Raw genomic sequence first — 16,693 nt, 5'->3', positions numbered from 1 at the left:
AGAAAGAACTATACATCATGCGCGCTTTGCAACTGATCGACGACCGCAAGCTTGAGATCACCGATCTGCCGGAACCGGACGCACCTGGCGCCGGCGAGGTGACGCTGCGCGTCAAGGCGGTGGCGCTCAACCATATCGATCTCTGGGGCTGGCGCGGCATGGCATTCGCCAAGCGCAAGATGCCGCTGGTCATCGGTGCTGAGGCTTCCGGCATCGTGGAATCGATCGGCCCGGGCGTTGCCAATGTACTACCCGGCCAGCTCGTCTCGATCTACGGCGCGCGCACCTGCGGCCTCTGCCGCCCCTGCCGCGAAGGCCGCGATAATCTCTGCGAACATGTCTCCGGCGTGCACGGCTTCCATCTCGACGGCTTTGCGCAGGAAAAGGTCAACCTTCCCGCGCGCCTGCTGGTGCCGGCCCCTCCCGGTGTCGATGCGATTGGCGCAGCACTTGCTCCGGTCACCTTCGGCACGGTCGAGCACATGCTGTTTGACAACGCCAAGCTCGAACCCGGCGAAACCATTCTCGTCCATGCCGGCGGCTCGGGCATCGGCACGGCGGCGATCCAGCTTGCCAAGAAGATCGGCTGCACCGTCATCACCACGGTCGGTTCGGACGACAAGATCGAAAAGGCCAAGGCGCTCGGCGCCGATCACGTCATCAACTACCGCACCGACCGCTTCGAGGGCGTGGTGCGCAAGCTCACCAAGAAGAAGGGCGTCGACGTCGTCTTCGAACATGTCGGCAAGGATACCTGGGCGGGCTCGATGCTCTGCATGAAGCGCGGCGGGCGCCTCGTCACTTGTGGCTCGACCTCGGGTGTTTCCACGGAGATGAACCTGATGATGCTGTTCCAGCAGCAGTTGAAGCTCTTCGGTTCGTTCGGCTGCCGCATGGAGAACATGGCGAATGCGATGCAGAAGATGGGCCGCGGGCTCGTCCATCCTGTCATCGATACCGAGGTCAGCCTCGGCGATATCGATCGGGCGCTCGAGCGGATGGAATCGCGGCAGATCTTCGGCAAGATCATCCTGAAGATGGATTGAGCCCCAAGTGAAGCTGTTCATCACCCGGATCGTTTTGGCGCTCAGGCACTTCCAGCAATGGTCGGTGGCGCAGTTGATGTTCGGTTTTCTGAATTTCCTGAAGCTGTTTCCGGCTGATGGCGCGATCCGCTTCGCCGACAGGACGATGCGCCGTCTTGGCCGGCTGACCAGCCGCCACAGATTGATGCTGACCAATCTGCGCAACGCTTTTCCCGAAAAGAGCGAGGCCGAGATCGAAGAGATCGCGCTGGCAAGCTGGGGCAATATGGGCCGTCTTGCCGCCGAATACGTCTTCCTCGACCAGCTGTTCGACTATGATCCCGAAAATGCGGAGCCGGGCAGGGTCGAGGTATCGGGCATACCGATCTTCCTCGATCTGCGCGACAATCCGCGCCCCTTCATCGTCTTTACCGGCCATACCGCCAATTTTGAGCTGCTGCCGGTGGCGGGTGCCGCCTTCGGCCTTCATGTGACCGTGCTCTTCCGGCCGCCCAACAATCCCTATATCGCCAAGAAAGTGTTCGATTTCAGGAGCGCGCGCATGGGCAAGCTGGTGCCGTCGCATGCCGGCTCCTCCTTCGCGCTCGCCCGGCAGCTGGAAGCCGGCCAGGGCGTGGGCGTGCTCGTCGACCAGAAATTCCGCAAAGGGTTGAAGGGGATCTTCTTCGGGCGCGAGGTCAAGACCAATCCGCTGCTGCCGAAGCTGGTGCGCCAGTTCGACTGCGAGGTCTATCCGGCGCGTTGCATTCGTCTTCCCGGCAATCGCTATCGGCTGGAGATCGAGCCGCGGCTGGACATGCCGCGCGACGCCATGGGCAATCTCGACCTGCCAGCCGCCGCCCAGCTGCTCAACGACAAGGTGGAAAACTGGGTGCGGGAATACCCGGAGCAGTGGCTTTGGTATCACGACCGCTGGCAGATCAAGCAGACGCTCAGCGCCTAGACTTTCGGCATCATGCTGCAGAAACGTCCACCCTCATTTATCAGCGGTGAAAAGCGGCAGGCGCTCTCGGATTGAAACTGAGGGCACTTCATGTTACCCCGTCACCACTAAAGCGCGAATAATATCTACCGTGAGGCGCATTCTACAGCGCAGTGCGTCTTTCGGACGCGCAAAGACGCTGTAGTACTTTGAATTGCTGCATATTCTATTTTTAAATCGATTCCGATTTAAGGATAGAATTATGCAGTAGAGATGCGGCCCCGTCAGGTTTCGGACTCGTCTCTTGGGACTGTGGGATGGGAGGCGTTTTGCTGGAGCTTTTTCGAGCTTTCTCCATGCGTTGCACGCAAATCGAGGAAGCCATACGGCTGGGTGACGATCAGCGCGTCACAGCGCTCGACGGCCATGTCGAGCCGCTGGTCGAGGCAATCCTCGCCCATCGAGCGGTCAATCTGCTCGAAGTGTATATGCAGTTGCAGTTCGTCAGCCACTTGATTAGCCAGGACGCCGACGACAGCGCCAGCGTCACCGAGCACACGACGGTGCTTTCCTATCTGCTCGATCGCTATTTCGGCACGCATGGGCCAGACTGGCGCGTGCCTTCGCCGCAGGACGTGCGTATCGAGCCACCGGCCGCCTATGTGCCGGATACCGACAACGGGCAGTTTCTCAATGCGGCGATCCTCGAAACCCTGCCGGACCGCGTCGCGGTGCTGACACGGGATTACCGCTATCTCTATTCCAACCCGGCCAACTGTGCCGATCTCAACATGAAGCCGATGGAACTCATCGGACGTCATATTTCCGAATTCATCGGAGAGGAGTTCTTTGCCGCGTGCGCCAAATACAAGCTCGACGCCTGCTTTGCCGGTGAGCAGATCGATTACACCTATGAGCGCCCGACTGGTCGTGCCGGTTCGGGGCGGGTGCGCTGCCGCATGTCGCCGTTGCGTGATGCTGGCGGTACGGTGATCGGCGCCCTGCTCGTCATGGAGGATATCGATCTGCGGCGGCTTAGAACAGGATGATTCTAGGCCGGGTTGGCCTGAAATCTGAATCCTGTTCTAAATTAAAGAGTTGGAGCATGATGTCATAAGAGAACCGCGCACACTTTCGGCGTCATGCTCTGGCGGATCAATCGGCTGCCTTCAGGCCGTCGCCCAGACTGCGAGTTCATACCCGTCGCGGTCGAGGAAGTGGAAACGGCGGCCGCCGGGAAAGTCGGTGATCGGCCGGACGATCGTACCGCCGGCCCTCTCGACCGACGTCAGCACCTCTTCAAGATCTCTGGCATAGACGACAACAAGCGGGCCGCCCGGCCGCACGGGTCCGAAATCGGTGAAGCCGCCTTTCAGCCGGCCATCGTCGAATTCGCAGTAGTTCGGGCCGTAATCGGTGAAGCGCCAGCCGAAGGCCGAGCCGTAAAAGGCTTTGGCGGCGGCGATGTCGGCGACGTTGAATTCGACATAATCGATGCGGCGATCGTGGTTTTCTGACTTCTCTGCCATCTATCTCTCCATCAGGGCTTTCAGCATGGCGAGGTCCTTCTCGACATGGGCGGCATCGGCTGAAAACTGCGCATCGGTCATGCCGGGTAGGCGCAACAGCGTGAACATGACCTCGCAGCCATCGCCGTTCGGCACGATGCGCAGCGCATTATAGACCCTGAGGCCGGATTCGATCGTCACCGTGTGGTCGATCACGCCGAATTCATTGGTCGGCACGAAGCTCACCTTGACGGTGCCAAGCGCGCCATGGGCAATCCAGTCGGCGCCGTTTGGCACGAGGCCGCTCGCAAGGCCGGAGGCCCAGAGCGGCATGTTCTCCGGCTTGCCGGCGAAATCATAGACGTCGCGCCAGTCGCGTTCGATCGATTGGTGGATGATTTTCGCGGGCATCGTCGACATGGCTTGCAGGTCCTTGGTATTTGGTCTGGCTGTCATAACAGGCCGATCCGCTGCGTCTTGAACAAAACGGTCAGCCTGGCCTTTTCGAGATGCTGAGCTGGCCGAGAATGACGGCGGGTGTCAGGCTCGAGAACTCGCCGACCTCGCGCGTCATGTGGGCCTGGTCGGTAAAGCCAGCCTCGAGTGCGATGCCGGCAAGCGGCATCGTGTCCGAGCTGCGGCATAAGTTGAGGAAACGCTGGAATCGGCGGATCCGTTCCAGCGTCTTGACGCCATAGCCGAAATGATGGTGGCAGCGGCGGCGCAACTGCCTTTCGCTCATGCCGAGCCGGCCAAACGGACCGGATACCGGGCGACCGCTGTCGGCGGCGGCGAAGATAATGGCGGCATCCCGGGCAGGTTCGTCCTCATCGCGGATGGCTTCTTCCAGCAAGCGGCCAAACAGCGCCATGGCTGCCGAAGGCCCGCGACAATCGCCAAGTCGTGCCTCGAATTCGGCCGCGTCCTTCCAGCCGATGTCAGCAAGCGGCACCAAGCGGCCGACCAGCGCCGAAAGCGGCGTCTTCAGCCAGGCTGCCGCGGCGCCCGGCGCAAAACGTGCGCCGACGACCGTCGCGCCAGGCCGGAGGACGGGAAAGGCCGCGGTCCTATCGGGACCGGCGACAACCAGTCGGCCGTCGATCCAGAGGAGATCGCAATAACCGTCCGGCACGATCGCCACCATTGCCGGTGGTCCGTCATGGAGTGCATGCGACCAGAGCCGGCAGAAATAGCGCCGTAGCGGCGGCGGCGGTGTGCATTCGCCGTAGCGGCCGGCGCGGGCCGCAAGCAGAGCCGTATCGTTTCGTTTTTTCGAGGCCAAGGCGATATCTCCCGAAACGCCGATGATACCATCAGATAGGGCATCAAGGGGAGGTCGCGAGAAAACTTGGTTGCCGATGAGCCGGCGCAAACGGTTGTCGGACAAGCCGGGATCTTGCAAGCTTCATTTCATTGGTTTTTGCGAACCGATTAGACCCTTGCGAGACTTGCCGTTTGACCGAGACAGTGCCACAACACCGGTCCAAATGACACATCGGAGGTTTGTCGTGGAAAAGGCAGAAATCGGACTGATCGGTCTTGCGGTCATGGGCTCCAACCTGGCGCTCAACATCGCCGAGAAAGGCAATAAAATTGCGGTCTTCAACCGTACGCCTGAGAAAACCGACGAGTTCTACGAAAGCGCCGGCGATCTGAAAAAGCAGATCATTCCGTGCAAGACCATCGAAGAATTCGTCGATGCGATCCGGCCGCCGCGCCCGATCATCATCATGATCAAGGCGGGCGATCCCGTCGACCAACAGATGGAGTTGCTGCGCCCGCATCTGTCCAAGGGCGACATCATGATCGATGCCGGCAACGCCAATTTCCGCGACACCGTCGCCCGCTTCGACCGCTTGAAGAATACCGATCTGACCTTCATCGGCATGGGTGTGTCCGGCGGCGAGGAAGGTGCGCGCCACGGCCCGTCGATCATGGTCGGTGGCACGGAGGATTCCTGGAAGCGCGTCGAGAAGGTTCTGACCTCGATTGCCGCCCGCTACAATGACGAGCCCTGCGTTGCCTGGCTCGGCAATGACGGCGCCGGCCATTTCGTCAAGACCATCCATAACGGCATCGAATATGCAGATATGCAGATGATCGCCGAAATCTACGGCATCCTGCGCGACGGCCTCGACAAGAGCGCCTCCGACATCTCTGGCATCTTCGGCGAATGGAACAAGGGCCGGCTGAACTCCTACCTGATCGAGATTTCCGAGAAGGTGCTTGCCGCCGCCGATCCCGTTTCCGGTGGGCCGATGGTCGACATGATCCTCGACAAGGCCGGCCAGAAGGGCACCGGCAAATGGTCGGCGATCGAGGCACAGAACATGGGCATTCCGGCAACGGCGATCGAAGCCGCAGTCGCCGCCCGCAGCCTCTCCTCGATGAAATCGCAGCGCGAAGCCGCCGAAAAGATCTTCGGCAAGCAGGCGGCATCCTTCCCGATCGCTTACGGCCCCGAGCTCAACAAGGATCTGGAGCTGGCGCTGTTTGCCGCCAAGATCGGCGCCTATGCGCAGGGCTTCGCGGTGATGGCGGAAGCGTCGCGTGAGTTCAACTGGTCTCTGCCGATGCCGACGATTGCCAGGATCTGGCGCGCCGGCTGCATCATCCGCTCGCAGTTCCTCGACGAGATCACCTCGGCCTTCACCAAGGCTCCGGACGCTGCGAACCTGATCGTCACGCCGGCCTTTTCCGACATGGTCAAGGAATCGATCCCGGCCTTGCGCCGCGTCGTCACTGCGGCCATTTCAGCCGGCCTGCCGGTGCCGGCGCTGTCCTCGGCGCTCACCTATTTCGACGCTTACCGCCAGGGCAGGGGAACGGCCAACCTCATCCAGGCGCAGCGCGATTTCTTCGGCGCCCACGGCTTCGACCGCCTGGATGGCAAGGATTTCCATCACGGCCCTTGGGGCAGCGGTGCGGCGACTTTCTAAGGTTTGCCGAGACGACATCAAGCAAGAGCCCGGCCGTCGCGCCGGGCTTTTTAATGAATTGCGTCGCGGTGCTTCAGCAGGATACGAAAACCGGGCGCTAGAATTTCGAGAAAATGTAGGATTTAATCGTGCTCCATGCGATAAGGATGGAGCACGAGAGTCAATTCTATGCGGACAACTCAATCTTTAAGTATCACCTTGCCGATCGAGATGGCCGAAATGGTGAAGGCTAAGGTCGCGTCGGGAGAATACGCCACAGAAAGCGAAGTCATCCGCGATGGGCTGCGAACCCTTGCGGCGCGAGATGCTGCGGTGGAGCGTTGGCTCCGCGAAGAGGTTGCACCTGTTTACGATGAGCTCAAGGCTCATCCTGAGAGATCGGTATCCTTGGACGATGCGTTCGAGGGTTTCGGCAAAAGCATCAAATCCATCGCGGCCAAAACCAAGTAATGAAATACACGGTCCGGCTGAGTGTCGCGGCTCGACAGGATGTCGATGCGTTGTTGGAATATCTTGTACCGCGCGCCGGAGAGGCTGCTGCTCAAAATTATATCGATCGCCTTCAAACATTTCTGGAAGCTTTTCAAAGCTTTCCAAAGCGGGGAACGGTTCGCAACGAGATTCGTGATGGCCTTAGGATCGTCGGCTTCGAACGAAGCCTGAGCATTGCTTTCTCAGTTGAAGAAGAAACGGTCTATATTCTCAGGATCATGTCCGGCGGGCAGGAACTGCGTCTCTACGAAGAGTGATGCCATCGATGTCGCCGAGGGAGCTAAAAGATGCTGATGCGATACGAGGCGCCGGGGGATATCGGTGCGATCCACGATCTGACCTCGATTGCCTTCGCGCCGATGCCTTACAGCGAGGGTACGGAAGCGGAAATCATTCGCAGACTTCGTGCGAGCGGCGATCTGGCGATTTCGCTGGTTGCAGAAGATGAAGGCGAGATCCTGGGGCATGTCGCGTTTTCGCCGGTGACGATCAACGACGTGCAAGACGGCTGGTTCGGACTGGGTCCGATATCGGTCAAGCCGGAGAGACAGCGGCAGGGGATCGGCAAGGCGTTGATTGTGAGGGGACTTGAGCTGTTGAAGGAGAGAGGTGCCACCGGCTGTGCTTTGATCGGAAACCCAGAAATCTATAGCCGCGTCGGCTTCAGCAGCGACGGGCAGCTGATGTATCTCGATCTCGATAAGCGGCTCGTGCAGCGTATTGTTTTTCATGGGCCTACGCCAAGCGGAATGCTGCAATTTTCCCCGGCCTTTGAAACTCCAAACCCCACCTGACAGAAGCGACGACATGTCGGAAATCGGCGCGATAAACATCCGAACCGAGCGTCTGAGACTCCGCATGCCTGTTCTCGACGATTTCGCCGCCTATGCGCGGCTGATGGCCTCGCCGCGATCGGTTGGAATGGGCGGGCCGTTCGATCTGCGCGCGTCCTGGGGAATGTTCTGTCACGACGTGGCGCTCTGGCAACTTTTCGGGCACGGGGCGCTGATGATCGACCTTGCCGAGACCGGCGAATGCGTCGGCCAGGTCGGGATCAATCACGGGCCGCTCTTCCCGGAAAAGGAACTGGGATGGTTCGTTGATGAAGGCCATGAGGGCAGAGGTTATGCGACCGAGGCAGCCCTGGCGTTGCGCGACTGGGCCTTTGCGACGCTCAGCGTGCCGTCGCTCGTCAGCTATATCGGCCCCGGAAACGCCGCCTCGATTGCTGTCGCGCAACGGTTGGGCGGGCGTCTTGATCTGACGGCTCCTCGAACCGATCCTGAGGATCTCGTTTATCGTCATTTCGCGTCCTGAGAAAATGGTCATAGGAACGGCGCTTGGAGGCAGACGTCTTCGACCGTACGTGTTGATCCGGAACAGCCTGAAATCAGGACCGACCTGTTCATGCTCAGACAGCCCGGCCGGCGCGCGCCAGGCCGTGGTCCACTAGGCGGTCGATGATCTCGGCGTAACCGACGCCGCTGGCCGCCATCGCCTTGGAATACATGCTGATATTGGTAAAGCCAGGGATGGTGTTGAGCTCGTTGATGAGGAATCGCATGTCGTCCGTCAGGAAAAAGTCGACGCGGGCCATGCCGTCGCAGCCGACCGCCCGGAAAGCTCTTGCGGCCATGTCGCGCATGGCAGTCTCGACCTCCTCAGGCAGTTCGGCCGGGACTTTCAGCGCCGCGCCCTTCTCGTCGACGTATTTGGCATCGTAACTGTAGAAGCCGTGACTTTCGGCCGGCACGATCTCGCCCGGCCGGGAGACGAAGAGTTCGCCTGCCCTATCCTCCAGCACGCTGAATTCGATCTCGCGGCCGGCAACGAACTCCTCGGCGAGCAGTATACGATCGTGGCGGAAGGCCTCGGCAAGGGCGGGTGCGAATTCCTGGCTGGCATGAACCTTGGCGACACCGACCGACGATCCCTGCCGCGCCGGCTTGATGAAGAGCGGCAGTCCAAGCTCGCTTTCGAGGGCTGTCAGCGAGGGGACCGCATCCTCACGCATTGTCATCGAGCGCGCCACCGGCAGGCCCGCCGCCTTCAGCAGGCGCTTGGCGATATCCTTGTCGAGGGCCGCGGCCGAACCGAGAATGCCGCAGCCGGCGAGTGGCACGCGCGCCACCTCCGCCAGGCCCTGCACCGATCCGTCTTCGCCATGCAGGCCGTGCAGCACGGGAAACAGGATGTCGATCCCAGGCAATTCGTGGGCCGCGCCATGGGCCGGGATCGCCAGCATCCGGCCGCGTCCGCCCGGCACGAGGCAGATTTCCACGCCTGATGACGGTGTCGCCAGTATGCCGTCCTCGAAATTGCTCAGCAGCCATTGTCCCTCGCGGGTGATGAAAACGGGGATGGCGTCATATTTCTCGGGCATGAGCGCGCCCAAGACATTGGTTGCCGAAAGGATGGAAACCTCATGCTCGGCCGAGCGGCCGCCGAAGAGCACGGCGATGCGCAGCCTGTTTGGGGAAGGGGTCATTCAAGCCTCCGAAGCGATTTGGTGTTGAAAAGGGTCAGGCGTCGACAGATATGCCGCGATTGGCGAAGAAGCGGTCGAAGACGGCAAGCGGCAGCGTCACATCGGTCTGGCTCGCCTCGTCATGGCCGGACGGGTTGTGGAAGCGGATCGTCTCGTCGCTTGCTGCCGTCACCAGCACCAGATGGCCGCCTTTCGATGGCGGCTCGCGCTCTGGCCAGCGGATGCCCGAATGCACCGAGGCGATAAAGAAGCGGCGTTTCGATAGAAGCTCCGGAATGGCCGATATCTCGACGCCTGTCATCGTCTCCGCGCTCAGCGCGAATCGGTCGGCGGCGAAGCGGATGAAGGGTGCGTAGATCAGCCCCTTGATCGAGGCATCGATCTCGTTGACGACATAACCACCATAGGCCGTGCAGGCCCGGGCAAGCTCGAGGGTCGGATGGATCTCACCGCGCGCGGCAAGGATCATCTTCAGGCAGGCCATGCCGCAGACATTGACCGCCCAGCGCGCATATTCCTCGATCGTGCAGGCTCCAGAATGGCGCCAGAGGGGATCACGCAACAGGGCCTGCGACCCCTCGGCAAGCACCGGCAGCGTCATGCCGGGTGTTTCCCACTGGCTGAAATAGGGCACGCCGCTCGGCTGCATTCTGTCGATCTCCCTGACACGCTGTGAGATGGCGGGTAATCTTGGCTTTTTTGGAGCCGATATTTGGCTTGCGAATCCGAGGGTAGGATGAGAATTTCTCCAAATCTACTTAATTAAAATGAGGTTATAGATTAAAAATTTTGGCCGATTGATTGGCAGGAGGAGCAGGGTTTGGACTTTTTCCGATTGCGCACGCTTCGCGAACTCTCACGCCGGGAGACGATGGCGGCGGTCGCCGAGGCGCTCGGCATTTCATCGTCGGCGGTTTCCCAGCAGATCGCCCAGCTCGAGGACGAGGTCGGCATCGCGCTCGTCGAGCGGCGTGGGCGAGGGGTGACGCTGACACCGGCCGGCCAGCGGCTTGTCCTGCATGCCGATCGTATATTTGCCGTCGTCGAAGAAGCCAGAACCGATATTGCCGAGCTGCAAAACATTGTCGCGGGTGAGCTCCGGATCGCCGCCCAACCCTCGGCGGCGTCATCCTTTATTCCGGTTGCGATGCGTCAGCTTGCGATCGACCATCCGCATCTTGATATCGTTATGACGACGATGGGACCTGCCGAAGGGGTCGCGGCGCTCAGAGGTTGGCAGGCCGATATCGTCGTTGCCGACGACATATCGTTCGATCCGCGCACGCTGGAGGGCGCAGTCGACACGCTACTCCTCTGCCGCGACCAGCTCTTCGTGCTTTTGCCACCCGGCCACAGGCTGGAAGGCGAGCCGGTCATCGACCTCGCACAGCTGAAGGGTGAATGCTGGGCGCTCGACGTCGCCTCCAGCGCATATTGCAAGGCGATCCGCCAGGCCTGCCGCGATATCGGTTTCGAGCCGGTCATCAACGGCTTCAGCGACAGTTTCGAAGTTATCTTCGCGCTTATCGAGGCCGGGTGCTCGATTTCGGTGATGCCCGGACTGGCGCTTCGGGAGTTTGACGGAAGCCTGATCGTCAAGCCGCTGGTGCCACCGGTCTATCGCGGTATCCACGCCATCACGCGGCGCGGCGAGGGACGCAACCCGAAGATCGCAGCGGTGCTGGGGCAACTGGCGAGGAGTGCGCGACCGGAATTGACGGAACGCTGATTTGGGTTTGCTGGCGGCTTTGGACCGTTTGCGGCGGCCGTCACGAATTTGCCAGCCGATTGGGGATGAGTTCCGACTGCATCCAGTGCGTTTCACTTTGCACATGACCTGACCGCACATATTTTCCCATGCGAACCGACATTTCGGCTTCGGGAAACGCATCAGCGATCCGAACGACAAATCCCTCCTGCCTGGCTCGATCCAGCGAGGCCGCGGTCTCCTCGAACAGGCCGGCTTTATATGGTCCGCGATACAGAGTTGGTACCGGAACGATGCCCAGTTCTTCGAACCGGGTCTGCGTCAGATCCCAGGATTGGACTTCGTCGTCGATAATCCAGGCGAAGCCGAGGAAATAAGACCGCAGATCATTATAACCGACGGAGTGCCGGGCATAGAGATTTTCGCCGACGACGCGCTCACCATCCGCCAGTTGCGGCTGTATCCCTGCGGCAAAAGCTTTTATCCAATCGCGCGACGGATGGTAACGGCTATCGGGACTACGGGCATGAGACCCGCGTCGATGGATGGTCGTGTTCTCACCATCCATCTTCTCGGTGATGAGGAGATCACCGACCATCAGCCCGTCAAGCGTCGCCATAACCTTGTCGTCGCTTGTCGCTCCCGGTGAAATCGGCAGGTGATAGGTTCGTCCGTATTTCTTCATGATGATGAGGACATAGCGGTTGGCGATTGCACAATGCAACATCGTCTTTGGGCTTGAGCTGCCGCCGGCAGCTTTTCTCGGCAAATGACGGATGAAACATGCCGAGGCCGGGCGTTGTCACTCGCGAGGCTTCCACCTCCACGCTCGCGCTACCTGCCGCCCTCCGGCCAGATCGGCTGGCTGATGCTCTGCAGCAGTTCCGGTTCGACGCCGTCGATGCGGGCGATGACGGCTTTGGCCATTTCGCGGCCAGCTTGGCGCACGTCTTCCTGGACGGTGATGATCTCCGGGCGGATCCAGTTCAGGATCGGCACCGATTGCTTCGCCACCATGTCGAGATCGCGGCCGAGCGCCTTGCCGGCAGCCTCGATGCCGGCATTGACGGCAATCGCCGCGCTGCCGGCCGAACAGACGATGCCGTCAGGGGCGTTTTCCGAGCGCATCATCACTTCGACGACGTCGCGGATATCGGCCAGCGGCGCATCGCTGTTGATACGCAGCGGCACTTCCTCGGCGCCGTAATCGTGCAGGCCGGTCTGGAAGCCGATGCGGATGTGGGCGTAATAGGTAAGCTTGCTCGGCGGCTGCAGCAGGGCGATGCGCCGCCGGCCGCGCTTGACCAGCCGTTCTACCGCCTGATGGGCGAAGGCTTCGTTGTTGAAATCGTGGAATGGGTGGCTGAGACCCGCATCGGTGCGTCCATGGGTGGCGAAGGGCATGCCGCGTTCGGTCAGCAGTCGCACGCGCGGATCGTCCGGCTCGATGCGCGAGATGATGACGCCGTCGGCAGAGCCGGTATCGAGGATGTAGCGCACCGGCAGCATCGGATCCTTGCTGTGGGAATGCGGCGTGACGACGATATGATAAGGCGTGCCGGACAGCACCTCGGAAATGCCGAAGACCATCTGGCTCGAAAAGCCCATGATCTCCTCATCGATGCTGAGGACCAGGGCGATGACGTTGGTCTTGCCGGTGCGCAGGCGTACGCCGGCCCTATTCGGCTGGTAACCGAGCTGGCGGGCGACCATGCGCACCCGCTCCTTGGTCTCAGCCCCGATGTCGGGCGCATCCTTCAGGGCGCGGGACACTGTCGTCACGCCGAGGCCGGTCATGAAGGCGATCGTCTTCAACGTCGGACGCTCGCGCGCCGCTGGCGATGCCGCTTGCCCGAAATTTCCCTTGTTTTCCATCCCTGTAGGCCTGCCTTGCGCGAATTGGTGTCGCTTATAGAGGCTTTTTCAGGCGCCGTAAGCCAGCCGCCTGCCAAAATCGCGCCTCCCTAAGAAGCGCAATCTGTAACGATACAGTAGAAATGTCGAGAGCTTTTTCCAGTGTGCTTTGCAGCATTGTGTGCGTAGGTTGAATCCGTAGTTCGCTCGCTGATTTTTTGCGTTTGCGAAGAGGATACAGCGGAGTTGAGGACGATTTTCGAGATTTTTATGTGTATTTTCATTATAATAAAGAGAAAGTGCATCTGCGAGATCGTGTAGGGGAATGCCAGTTCGGAGGGGAGGGTCGGGCCGACAGGAAACAGGCACAAGTAGTAATTCCCGTTGTCGCGGAAAAAATTAACGGCGGGCGGTTGCGTGCTGAAATCGATTGATCTAAGTTTTTCCGGCAACGTTTCAGTGAGGGAGGAAAACTCATGAAAATTCGTATTATGGCAGCAATGCTTGCCGCTTCGGTCGCGCTTCCGTTCGGCGCCGCCAATGCTACCGATCTCGAAGTCACGCATTGGTGGACATCAGGTGGCGAATCGGCCGCCGTCGCCGAGCTGGCAAAGGCATTCGACGCCACCGGCAACCATTGGGTCGACGGCGCAATCGCCGGTTCCGGCGGCACTGCCCGTCCGATCATGATCAGCCGCATCACCGGCGGCGACCCGATGGGCGCCACGCAGTTCAATCATGGCCGCCAGGCTGAGGAACTCGTCCAGGCCGGCCTGATGCGCGACCTGACCGACGTGGCGACCGCGGAGCACTGGAAGGATATCATCCGTCCGGCGAGCCTGCTCGATTCCTGCACCATCGACGGCAAGATCTATTGCGCGCCCGTCAACATTCACTCCTGGCAGTGGCTGTGGCTTTCGAATGCCGCCTTCAAGAAGGCCGGCGTCGAGGTTCCGAAGAATTGGGACGAGTTCGTCGCTTCCGCCCCGGCTCTCGAAAAGGCCGGTATCATTCCGCTCGCCGTCGGCGGTCAGCCGTGGCAGGCGACAGGCGCGTTTGACGTGCTGATGGTTGCGGTCGCCGGCAAGGATACCTTCAACAAGGTCTTCAAGGACAAGGATGCGAAAGTTGCTGCCGGTCCAGAAATCGCCAAGGTCTTCAAGGCCGCCGACGATGCCCGCCGCATGTCCAAGGGCAGCAACGTTCAGGATTGGAACCAGGCGACCAACCTCGTCATCACGGGCAAGGCCGGTGGCCAGATCATGGGTGATTGGGCGCAGGGCGAGTTCGCACTCGCCGGCCAGAAAGCAGGCTCCGACTATACCTGCTTGCCGGGCCTCGGCGTGAACGAGATCATCTCGACCGGCGGCGATGCCTTCTATTTCCCGCTGCTGAAGGATGAGGAAAAGTCCAAGGCGCAGGCGGTGCTTGCCAAGACCCTGCTCGATCCCAAGACCCAGGTTGCCTTCAACCTGAAGAAGGGTTCGCTGCCGGTTCGCGGCGACGTCGATCTCGCCGCCGCCAATGATTGCATGAAGAAGGGTCTCGAAATCCTGGCCAAGGGCAACGTGATCGAGGGCACCGACCAGTTGCTTTCGGCAGACAGCCAGAAGCAGAAGGAAGATCTCTTCTCCGAATTCTTCGCCAATCCGTCCATGACCCCGGAAGACGCTCAGAAGCGTTTCGCTGGGATCATCGCTTCGGCCGATTGATCGGGTAGATTCGCCGCTTTGCGATCCGGCTTCTCTAGAGCCGGATCGTGTCACCGGACTGATGTTCGGCTGGCGGCGTCTTTCCGGCATCCCCGGCAAATCCCGGGGGCAGGGATGGGCAGACGAGCAAGGCTCGTTCTGTCACCGGTCGCAGTTGCGATTTGAGGAGAAGCGTTCATGACAGGTCAAGCGCAAGCAGGCCGGCCAATCAAGTTACTGCGCAATCTGAATGCCAAGATTGCGTCCATTCCGATGATCCTAACAGCGCTGGTGATTTTTGTCGGTGGCACGCTCTGGACCGTCTTTTATTCCTTCACCAATTCGAAGCTCCTTCCGCGATTGAGCTTCGTCGGGATCGACCAGTATGAGCGTCTTTGGGCGGCACCGCGCTGGGTAACGGCGATCGAGAATCTGGCTCTCTACGGGGTTCTTTCGCTGATCTTCAGCTTGGTCATCGGTTTCCTGCTGGCTGCGCTGATGGATCAGAAGATCCGTTTCGAAAATACGTTCCGCACAATCTTCCTCTATCCCTTCGCGCTGTCCTTCATCGTGACGGGCCTCGTCTGGCAGTGGATTCTGAACCCCGATTTCGGCGTTCAGTCGGTTGTGCGTTCGCTCGGCTGGGAGAGCTTCACCTTCAATCCGCTCTACACGCCTGAAATCGTTATCTATGGCATCCTGATCGCGGCGCTATGGCAGGGAACGGGGCTGGTCATGTGCCTGATGCTTGCCGGCTTGCGCGGCATCGACGAGGACATCTGGAAAGCGGCGCGCGTCGACGGCATTCCGATGTGGAAGACCTATCTTTTCATCGTCATTCCGATGATGCGGCCGGTCTTCATCACGACGATCGTCATCATCGCTTCTGGTATCGTCAAGGTCTACGATCTCGTCGTCGCCCAGACATCCGGCGGTCCAGGAATCTCATCGGAAGTGCCGGCGAAGTATGTCTACGACTACATGTTCCAGGCGCAGAACCTGGGGCAGGGTTTTGCCGCCTCGACGATGATGCTGGTGACGGTCGCGATCATTATCGTCCCGTGGGCCTATTTGGAATTCGGTGGAGGGCGCAAGCGTGGCTGATACAGGAACTCTCAACACCGTTGCCGCCGGCGTCGACGCCGTTGCACCGAGACTTGGCGAAGGCCCGAGCGGCGCGAAGCCGCGCCCGGCGCTGTCGTCGCGCAACATCATGCTCTATGGCACGCTGGCTGTGGCGGCGCTTTACTATCTGCTGCCGCTCTACGTGATGGTCGTGACGTCGCTGAAGGGCATGCCGGAAATCCGGCTCGGCAACATTTTCTCGCCGCCGATGGAGATTACCTTCGAACCCTGGGTGAAGGCCTGGGCGCAGGCCTGCACCGGGCTGAACTGCGATGGACTGTCGCGCGGGTTCTGGAACTCGGTGCGCATCACGGTGCCGTCGGTCGTCATCTCGATCGCCATCGCCTCGGTGAACGGCTATGCATTGGCAAACTGGCGCTTCAAGGGGTCCGAGATGTTCTTCTCGATCCTCATCGTCGGGGCGTTCATTCCCTATCAGGTAATGATCTATCCGATCGTCATCATCCTTCGCGAAATCGGCCTTTACGGCACGCTGAGCGGCCTCGTCATCGTGCATTCGATCTTCGGCATGCCGATCCTGACGCTGCTGTTTCGCAATTATTTCGTATCTTTGCCGGAAGAACTGTTCAAGGCGGCACGCGTCGACGGCGCGGGTTTCTGGCAGATCTTCCTGAAGATCATGGTGCCGATGTCGCTGCCGATCTTCGTCGTCGCTATGATCTTGCAGGTGACAGGCATCTGGAACGACTTCCTGTTCGGCGTCGTCTTTACCCGGCCGGACACCTATCCGATGACCGTGCAGCTCAACAACATCGTCAATTCCGTCCAGGGCGTGAAGGAATACAACGTCAACATGGCCGCGACGATCCTGACGGGTCTCGTGCCGTTGATCGTCTATTTCGTGTCGGGACGGCTTTTCGTCCGTGGCATCGCCGCCGGCGCAGTGAAGGGTTGATCCC

At 60.3% G+C, this 16,693-nt stretch carries 19 protein-coding genes; 12 read left to right on the top strand and 7 right to left on the bottom strand.

Translation table 11 applies throughout. From position 1 onward, the window contains the following. The first annotated feature begins 17 nt into the window (after window positions 1–17). From GR197_RS18145 to GR197_RS18135, 3 genes are all read left to right on the top strand, one after another. A complete protein-coding gene (locus GR197_RS18145) occupies window positions 18–1,046 on the top strand; it encodes a zinc-binding dehydrogenase (protein WP_164011943.1) in 1,029 nt (342 codons plus the stop codon). Window positions 1,047–1,053: 7 nt separating this feature from the next. Next, the gene (locus tag GR197_RS18140; RefSeq protein ID WP_164011941.1) at window positions 1,054–1,989 is read left to right on the top strand and encodes a lipid A biosynthesis lauroyl acyltransferase; all 936 of its coding nucleotides are present in this window, start codon (window positions 1,054–1,056) and stop codon (window positions 1,987–1,989) included. A 308-nt stretch (window positions 1,990–2,297) separates the two neighbouring features. Beyond that, window positions 2,298–3,017: a PAS domain-containing protein gene (locus tag GR197_RS18135; RefSeq protein ID WP_164011939.1), complete on the top strand. Its 720-nt coding sequence runs from the start codon at window positions 2,298–2,300 to the stop codon at window positions 3,015–3,017. A 120-nt stretch (window positions 3,018–3,137) separates the two neighbouring features. Here the strand turns inward: GR197_RS18135 and GR197_RS18130 are convergent, their stop codons facing one another. The 3 genes from GR197_RS18130 to GR197_RS18120 all read right to left on the bottom strand — a co-directional run bounded on the left by GR197_RS18130 (window position 3,138) and on the right by GR197_RS18120 (window position 4,758). Further along, a complete protein-coding gene (locus GR197_RS18130; protein ID WP_164011938.1) occupies window positions 3,138–3,497 on the bottom strand; it encodes a VOC family protein in 360 nt (119 codons plus the stop codon). Then, window positions 3,498–3,896 carry an SRPBCC family protein gene (locus GR197_RS18125; RefSeq protein ID WP_164012302.1) on the bottom strand — a complete coding sequence of 133 codons (399 nt, stop codon included), beginning with the start codon at window positions 3,894–3,896 and terminating at the stop codon, window positions 3,498–3,500. 70 nt (window positions 3,897–3,966) lie between these two features. Further along, window positions 3,967–4,758 carry an AraC family transcriptional regulator gene (locus GR197_RS18120; RefSeq protein ID WP_164011936.1) on the bottom strand — a complete coding sequence of 264 codons (792 nt, stop codon included), beginning with the start codon at window positions 4,756–4,758 and terminating at the stop codon, window positions 3,967–3,969. Window positions 4,759–4,963: 205 nt separating this feature from the next. On the opposite strand from GR197_RS18120, the gene gndA reads away from it, so the two are divergent. The 5 genes from gndA to GR197_RS18095 all read left to right on the top strand — a co-directional run bounded on the left by gndA (window position 4,964) and on the right by GR197_RS18095 (window position 8,224). Further along, the gene (gene gndA, locus GR197_RS18115) at window positions 4,964–6,415 is read left to right on the top strand and encodes an NADP-dependent phosphogluconate dehydrogenase (RefSeq protein WP_204330277.1); all 1,452 of its coding nucleotides are present in this window, start codon (window positions 4,964–4,966) and stop codon (window positions 6,413–6,415) included. Between the two features lie 168 nt (window positions 6,416–6,583). Beyond that, a complete protein-coding gene (locus GR197_RS18110) occupies window positions 6,584–6,865 on the top strand; it encodes a ribbon-helix-helix domain-containing protein (RefSeq protein WP_164011932.1) in 282 nt (93 codons plus the stop codon). Further along, window positions 6,865–7,164, top strand: coding sequence for a type II toxin-antitoxin system RelE/ParE family toxin (locus GR197_RS18105; protein ID WP_164011930.1), 300 nt, complete (start codon window positions 6,865–6,867; stop codon window positions 7,162–7,164). The genes GR197_RS18110 and GR197_RS18105 overlap by 1 nt, the downstream gene beginning before the upstream one ends. Before the next feature lie 30 nt (window positions 7,165–7,194). Continuing rightward, window positions 7,195–7,701 (top strand): GNAT family N-acetyltransferase, encoded by a 507-nt coding sequence (locus GR197_RS18100; RefSeq protein ID WP_164011928.1) that lies wholly within the window; start codon window positions 7,195–7,197, stop codon window positions 7,699–7,701. 13 nt (window positions 7,702–7,714) lie between these two features. Further along, window positions 7,715–8,224 (top strand): GNAT family N-acetyltransferase, encoded by a 510-nt coding sequence (locus GR197_RS18095; RefSeq protein WP_164011926.1) that lies wholly within the window; start codon window positions 7,715–7,717, stop codon window positions 8,222–8,224. Between the two features lie 94 nt (window positions 8,225–8,318). Here GR197_RS18095 and GR197_RS18090 read toward each other — a convergent pair whose 3' ends face one another. Then, window positions 8,319–9,395 (bottom strand): D-alanine--D-alanine ligase family protein, encoded by a 1,077-nt coding sequence (locus GR197_RS18090; protein WP_164011924.1) that lies wholly within the window; start codon window positions 9,393–9,395, stop codon window positions 8,319–8,321. A 34-nt stretch (window positions 9,396–9,429) separates the two neighbouring features. Continuing rightward, on the bottom strand, window positions 9,430–10,044 hold the full coding sequence (locus tag GR197_RS18085) for a C39 family peptidase (protein WP_164011922.1): 615 nt from the start codon (window positions 10,042–10,044) through the stop codon (window positions 9,430–9,432). A gap of 171 nt (window positions 10,045–10,215) precedes the next feature. Here GR197_RS18085 and GR197_RS18080 point away from each other — a divergent pair, with 171 nt between their 5' ends. Next, window positions 10,216–11,124, top strand: a complete 909-nt coding sequence (locus GR197_RS18080; protein ID WP_164011920.1) for a LysR family transcriptional regulator — start codon at window positions 10,216–10,218, stop codon at window positions 11,122–11,124. 40 nt (window positions 11,125–11,164) lie between these two features. On the opposite strand, the gene GR197_RS18075 is transcribed toward GR197_RS18080, so the two are convergent. Then, entirely contained in the window at window positions 11,165–11,722 is a 558-nt protein-coding gene (locus GR197_RS18075) for an RNA ligase family protein (RefSeq protein WP_246724614.1), read from the bottom strand. Between the two features lie 215 nt (window positions 11,723–11,937). Beyond that, window positions 11,938–12,978: a LacI family transcriptional regulator gene (locus tag GR197_RS18070; RefSeq protein ID WP_164011918.1), complete on the bottom strand. Its 1,041-nt coding sequence runs from the start codon at window positions 12,976–12,978 to the stop codon at window positions 11,938–11,940. 455 nt (window positions 12,979–13,433) lie between these two features. Between GR197_RS18070 and GR197_RS18065 the strand changes: the two genes are divergently transcribed. From GR197_RS18065 to GR197_RS18055, 3 genes are all read left to right on the top strand, one after another. Beyond that, window positions 13,434–14,669, top strand: a complete 1,236-nt coding sequence (locus tag GR197_RS18065; protein WP_164011909.1) for an ABC transporter substrate-binding protein — start codon at window positions 13,434–13,436, stop codon at window positions 14,667–14,669. Between the two features lie 177 nt (window positions 14,670–14,846). Further along, on the top strand, window positions 14,847–15,752 hold the full coding sequence (locus tag GR197_RS18060) for a carbohydrate ABC transporter permease (RefSeq protein WP_164011907.1): 906 nt from the start codon (window positions 14,847–14,849) through the stop codon (window positions 15,750–15,752). Further along, window positions 15,745–16,689: an ABC transporter permease subunit gene (locus GR197_RS18055; RefSeq protein ID WP_164011905.1), complete on the top strand. Its 945-nt coding sequence runs from the start codon at window positions 15,745–15,747 to the stop codon at window positions 16,687–16,689. The genes GR197_RS18060 and GR197_RS18055 overlap by 8 nt, the downstream gene beginning before the upstream one ends. Window positions 16,690–16,693: the final 4 nt, after the last annotated feature.

Source organism: Rhizobium phaseoli, from assembly GCF_010668805.1.
Classification (GTDB): Bacteria; Pseudomonadota; Alphaproteobacteria; order Rhizobiales; family Rhizobiaceae; genus Rhizobium; species Rhizobium phaseoli_A.
This window is presented reverse-complemented; position numbering and strand designations above follow the sequence as displayed.

Bases quoted from the DNA above. Each gene is read 5' to 3' on its own strand.
- GR197_RS18145 (WP_164011943.1), top strand. From the start codon at position 18: ATGCGCGCTTTGCAACTGATCGACGACCGCAAGCTTGAGATCACCGAT.
- GR197_RS18130 (WP_164011938.1), bottom strand. From the start codon at position 3,497: ATGGCAGAGAAGTCAGAAAACCACGATCGCCGCATCGATTATGTCGAA.
- GR197_RS18125 (WP_164012302.1), bottom strand. From the start codon at position 3,896: ATGTCGACGATGCCCGCGAAAATCATCCACCAATCGATCGAACGCGAC.
- gndA (WP_204330277.1), top strand. From the start codon at position 4,964: ATGACACATCGGAGGTTTGTCGTGGAAAAGGCAGAAATCGGACTGATC.
- GR197_RS18110 (WP_164011932.1), top strand. From the start codon at position 6,584: ATGCGGACAACTCAATCTTTAAGTATCACCTTGCCGATCGAGATGGCC.
- GR197_RS18105 (WP_164011930.1), top strand. From the start codon at position 6,865: ATGAAATACACGGTCCGGCTGAGTGTCGCGGCTCGACAGGATGTCGAT.
- GR197_RS18100 (WP_164011928.1), top strand. From the start codon at position 7,195: ATGCTGATGCGATACGAGGCGCCGGGGGATATCGGTGCGATCCACGAT.
- GR197_RS18095 (WP_164011926.1), top strand. From the start codon at position 7,715: ATGTCGGAAATCGGCGCGATAAACATCCGAACCGAGCGTCTGAGACTC.
- GR197_RS18090 (WP_164011924.1), bottom strand. From the start codon at position 9,395: ATGACCCCTTCCCCAAACAGGCTGCGCATCGCCGTGCTCTTCGGCGGC.
- GR197_RS18085 (WP_164011922.1), bottom strand. From the start codon at position 10,044: ATGCAGCCGAGCGGCGTGCCCTATTTCAGCCAGTGGGAAACACCCGGC.
- GR197_RS18075 (WP_246724614.1), bottom strand. From the start codon at position 11,722: ATGGCGACGCTTGACGGGCTGATGGTCGGTGATCTCCTCATCACCGAG.
- GR197_RS18070 (WP_164011918.1), bottom strand. From the start codon at position 12,978: ATGGAAAACAAGGGAAATTTCGGGCAAGCGGCATCGCCAGCGGCGCGC.
- GR197_RS18065 (WP_164011909.1), top strand. From the start codon at position 13,434: ATGAAAATTCGTATTATGGCAGCAATGCTTGCCGCTTCGGTCGCGCTT.
- GR197_RS18060 (WP_164011907.1), top strand. From the start codon at position 14,847: ATGACAGGTCAAGCGCAAGCAGGCCGGCCAATCAAGTTACTGCGCAAT.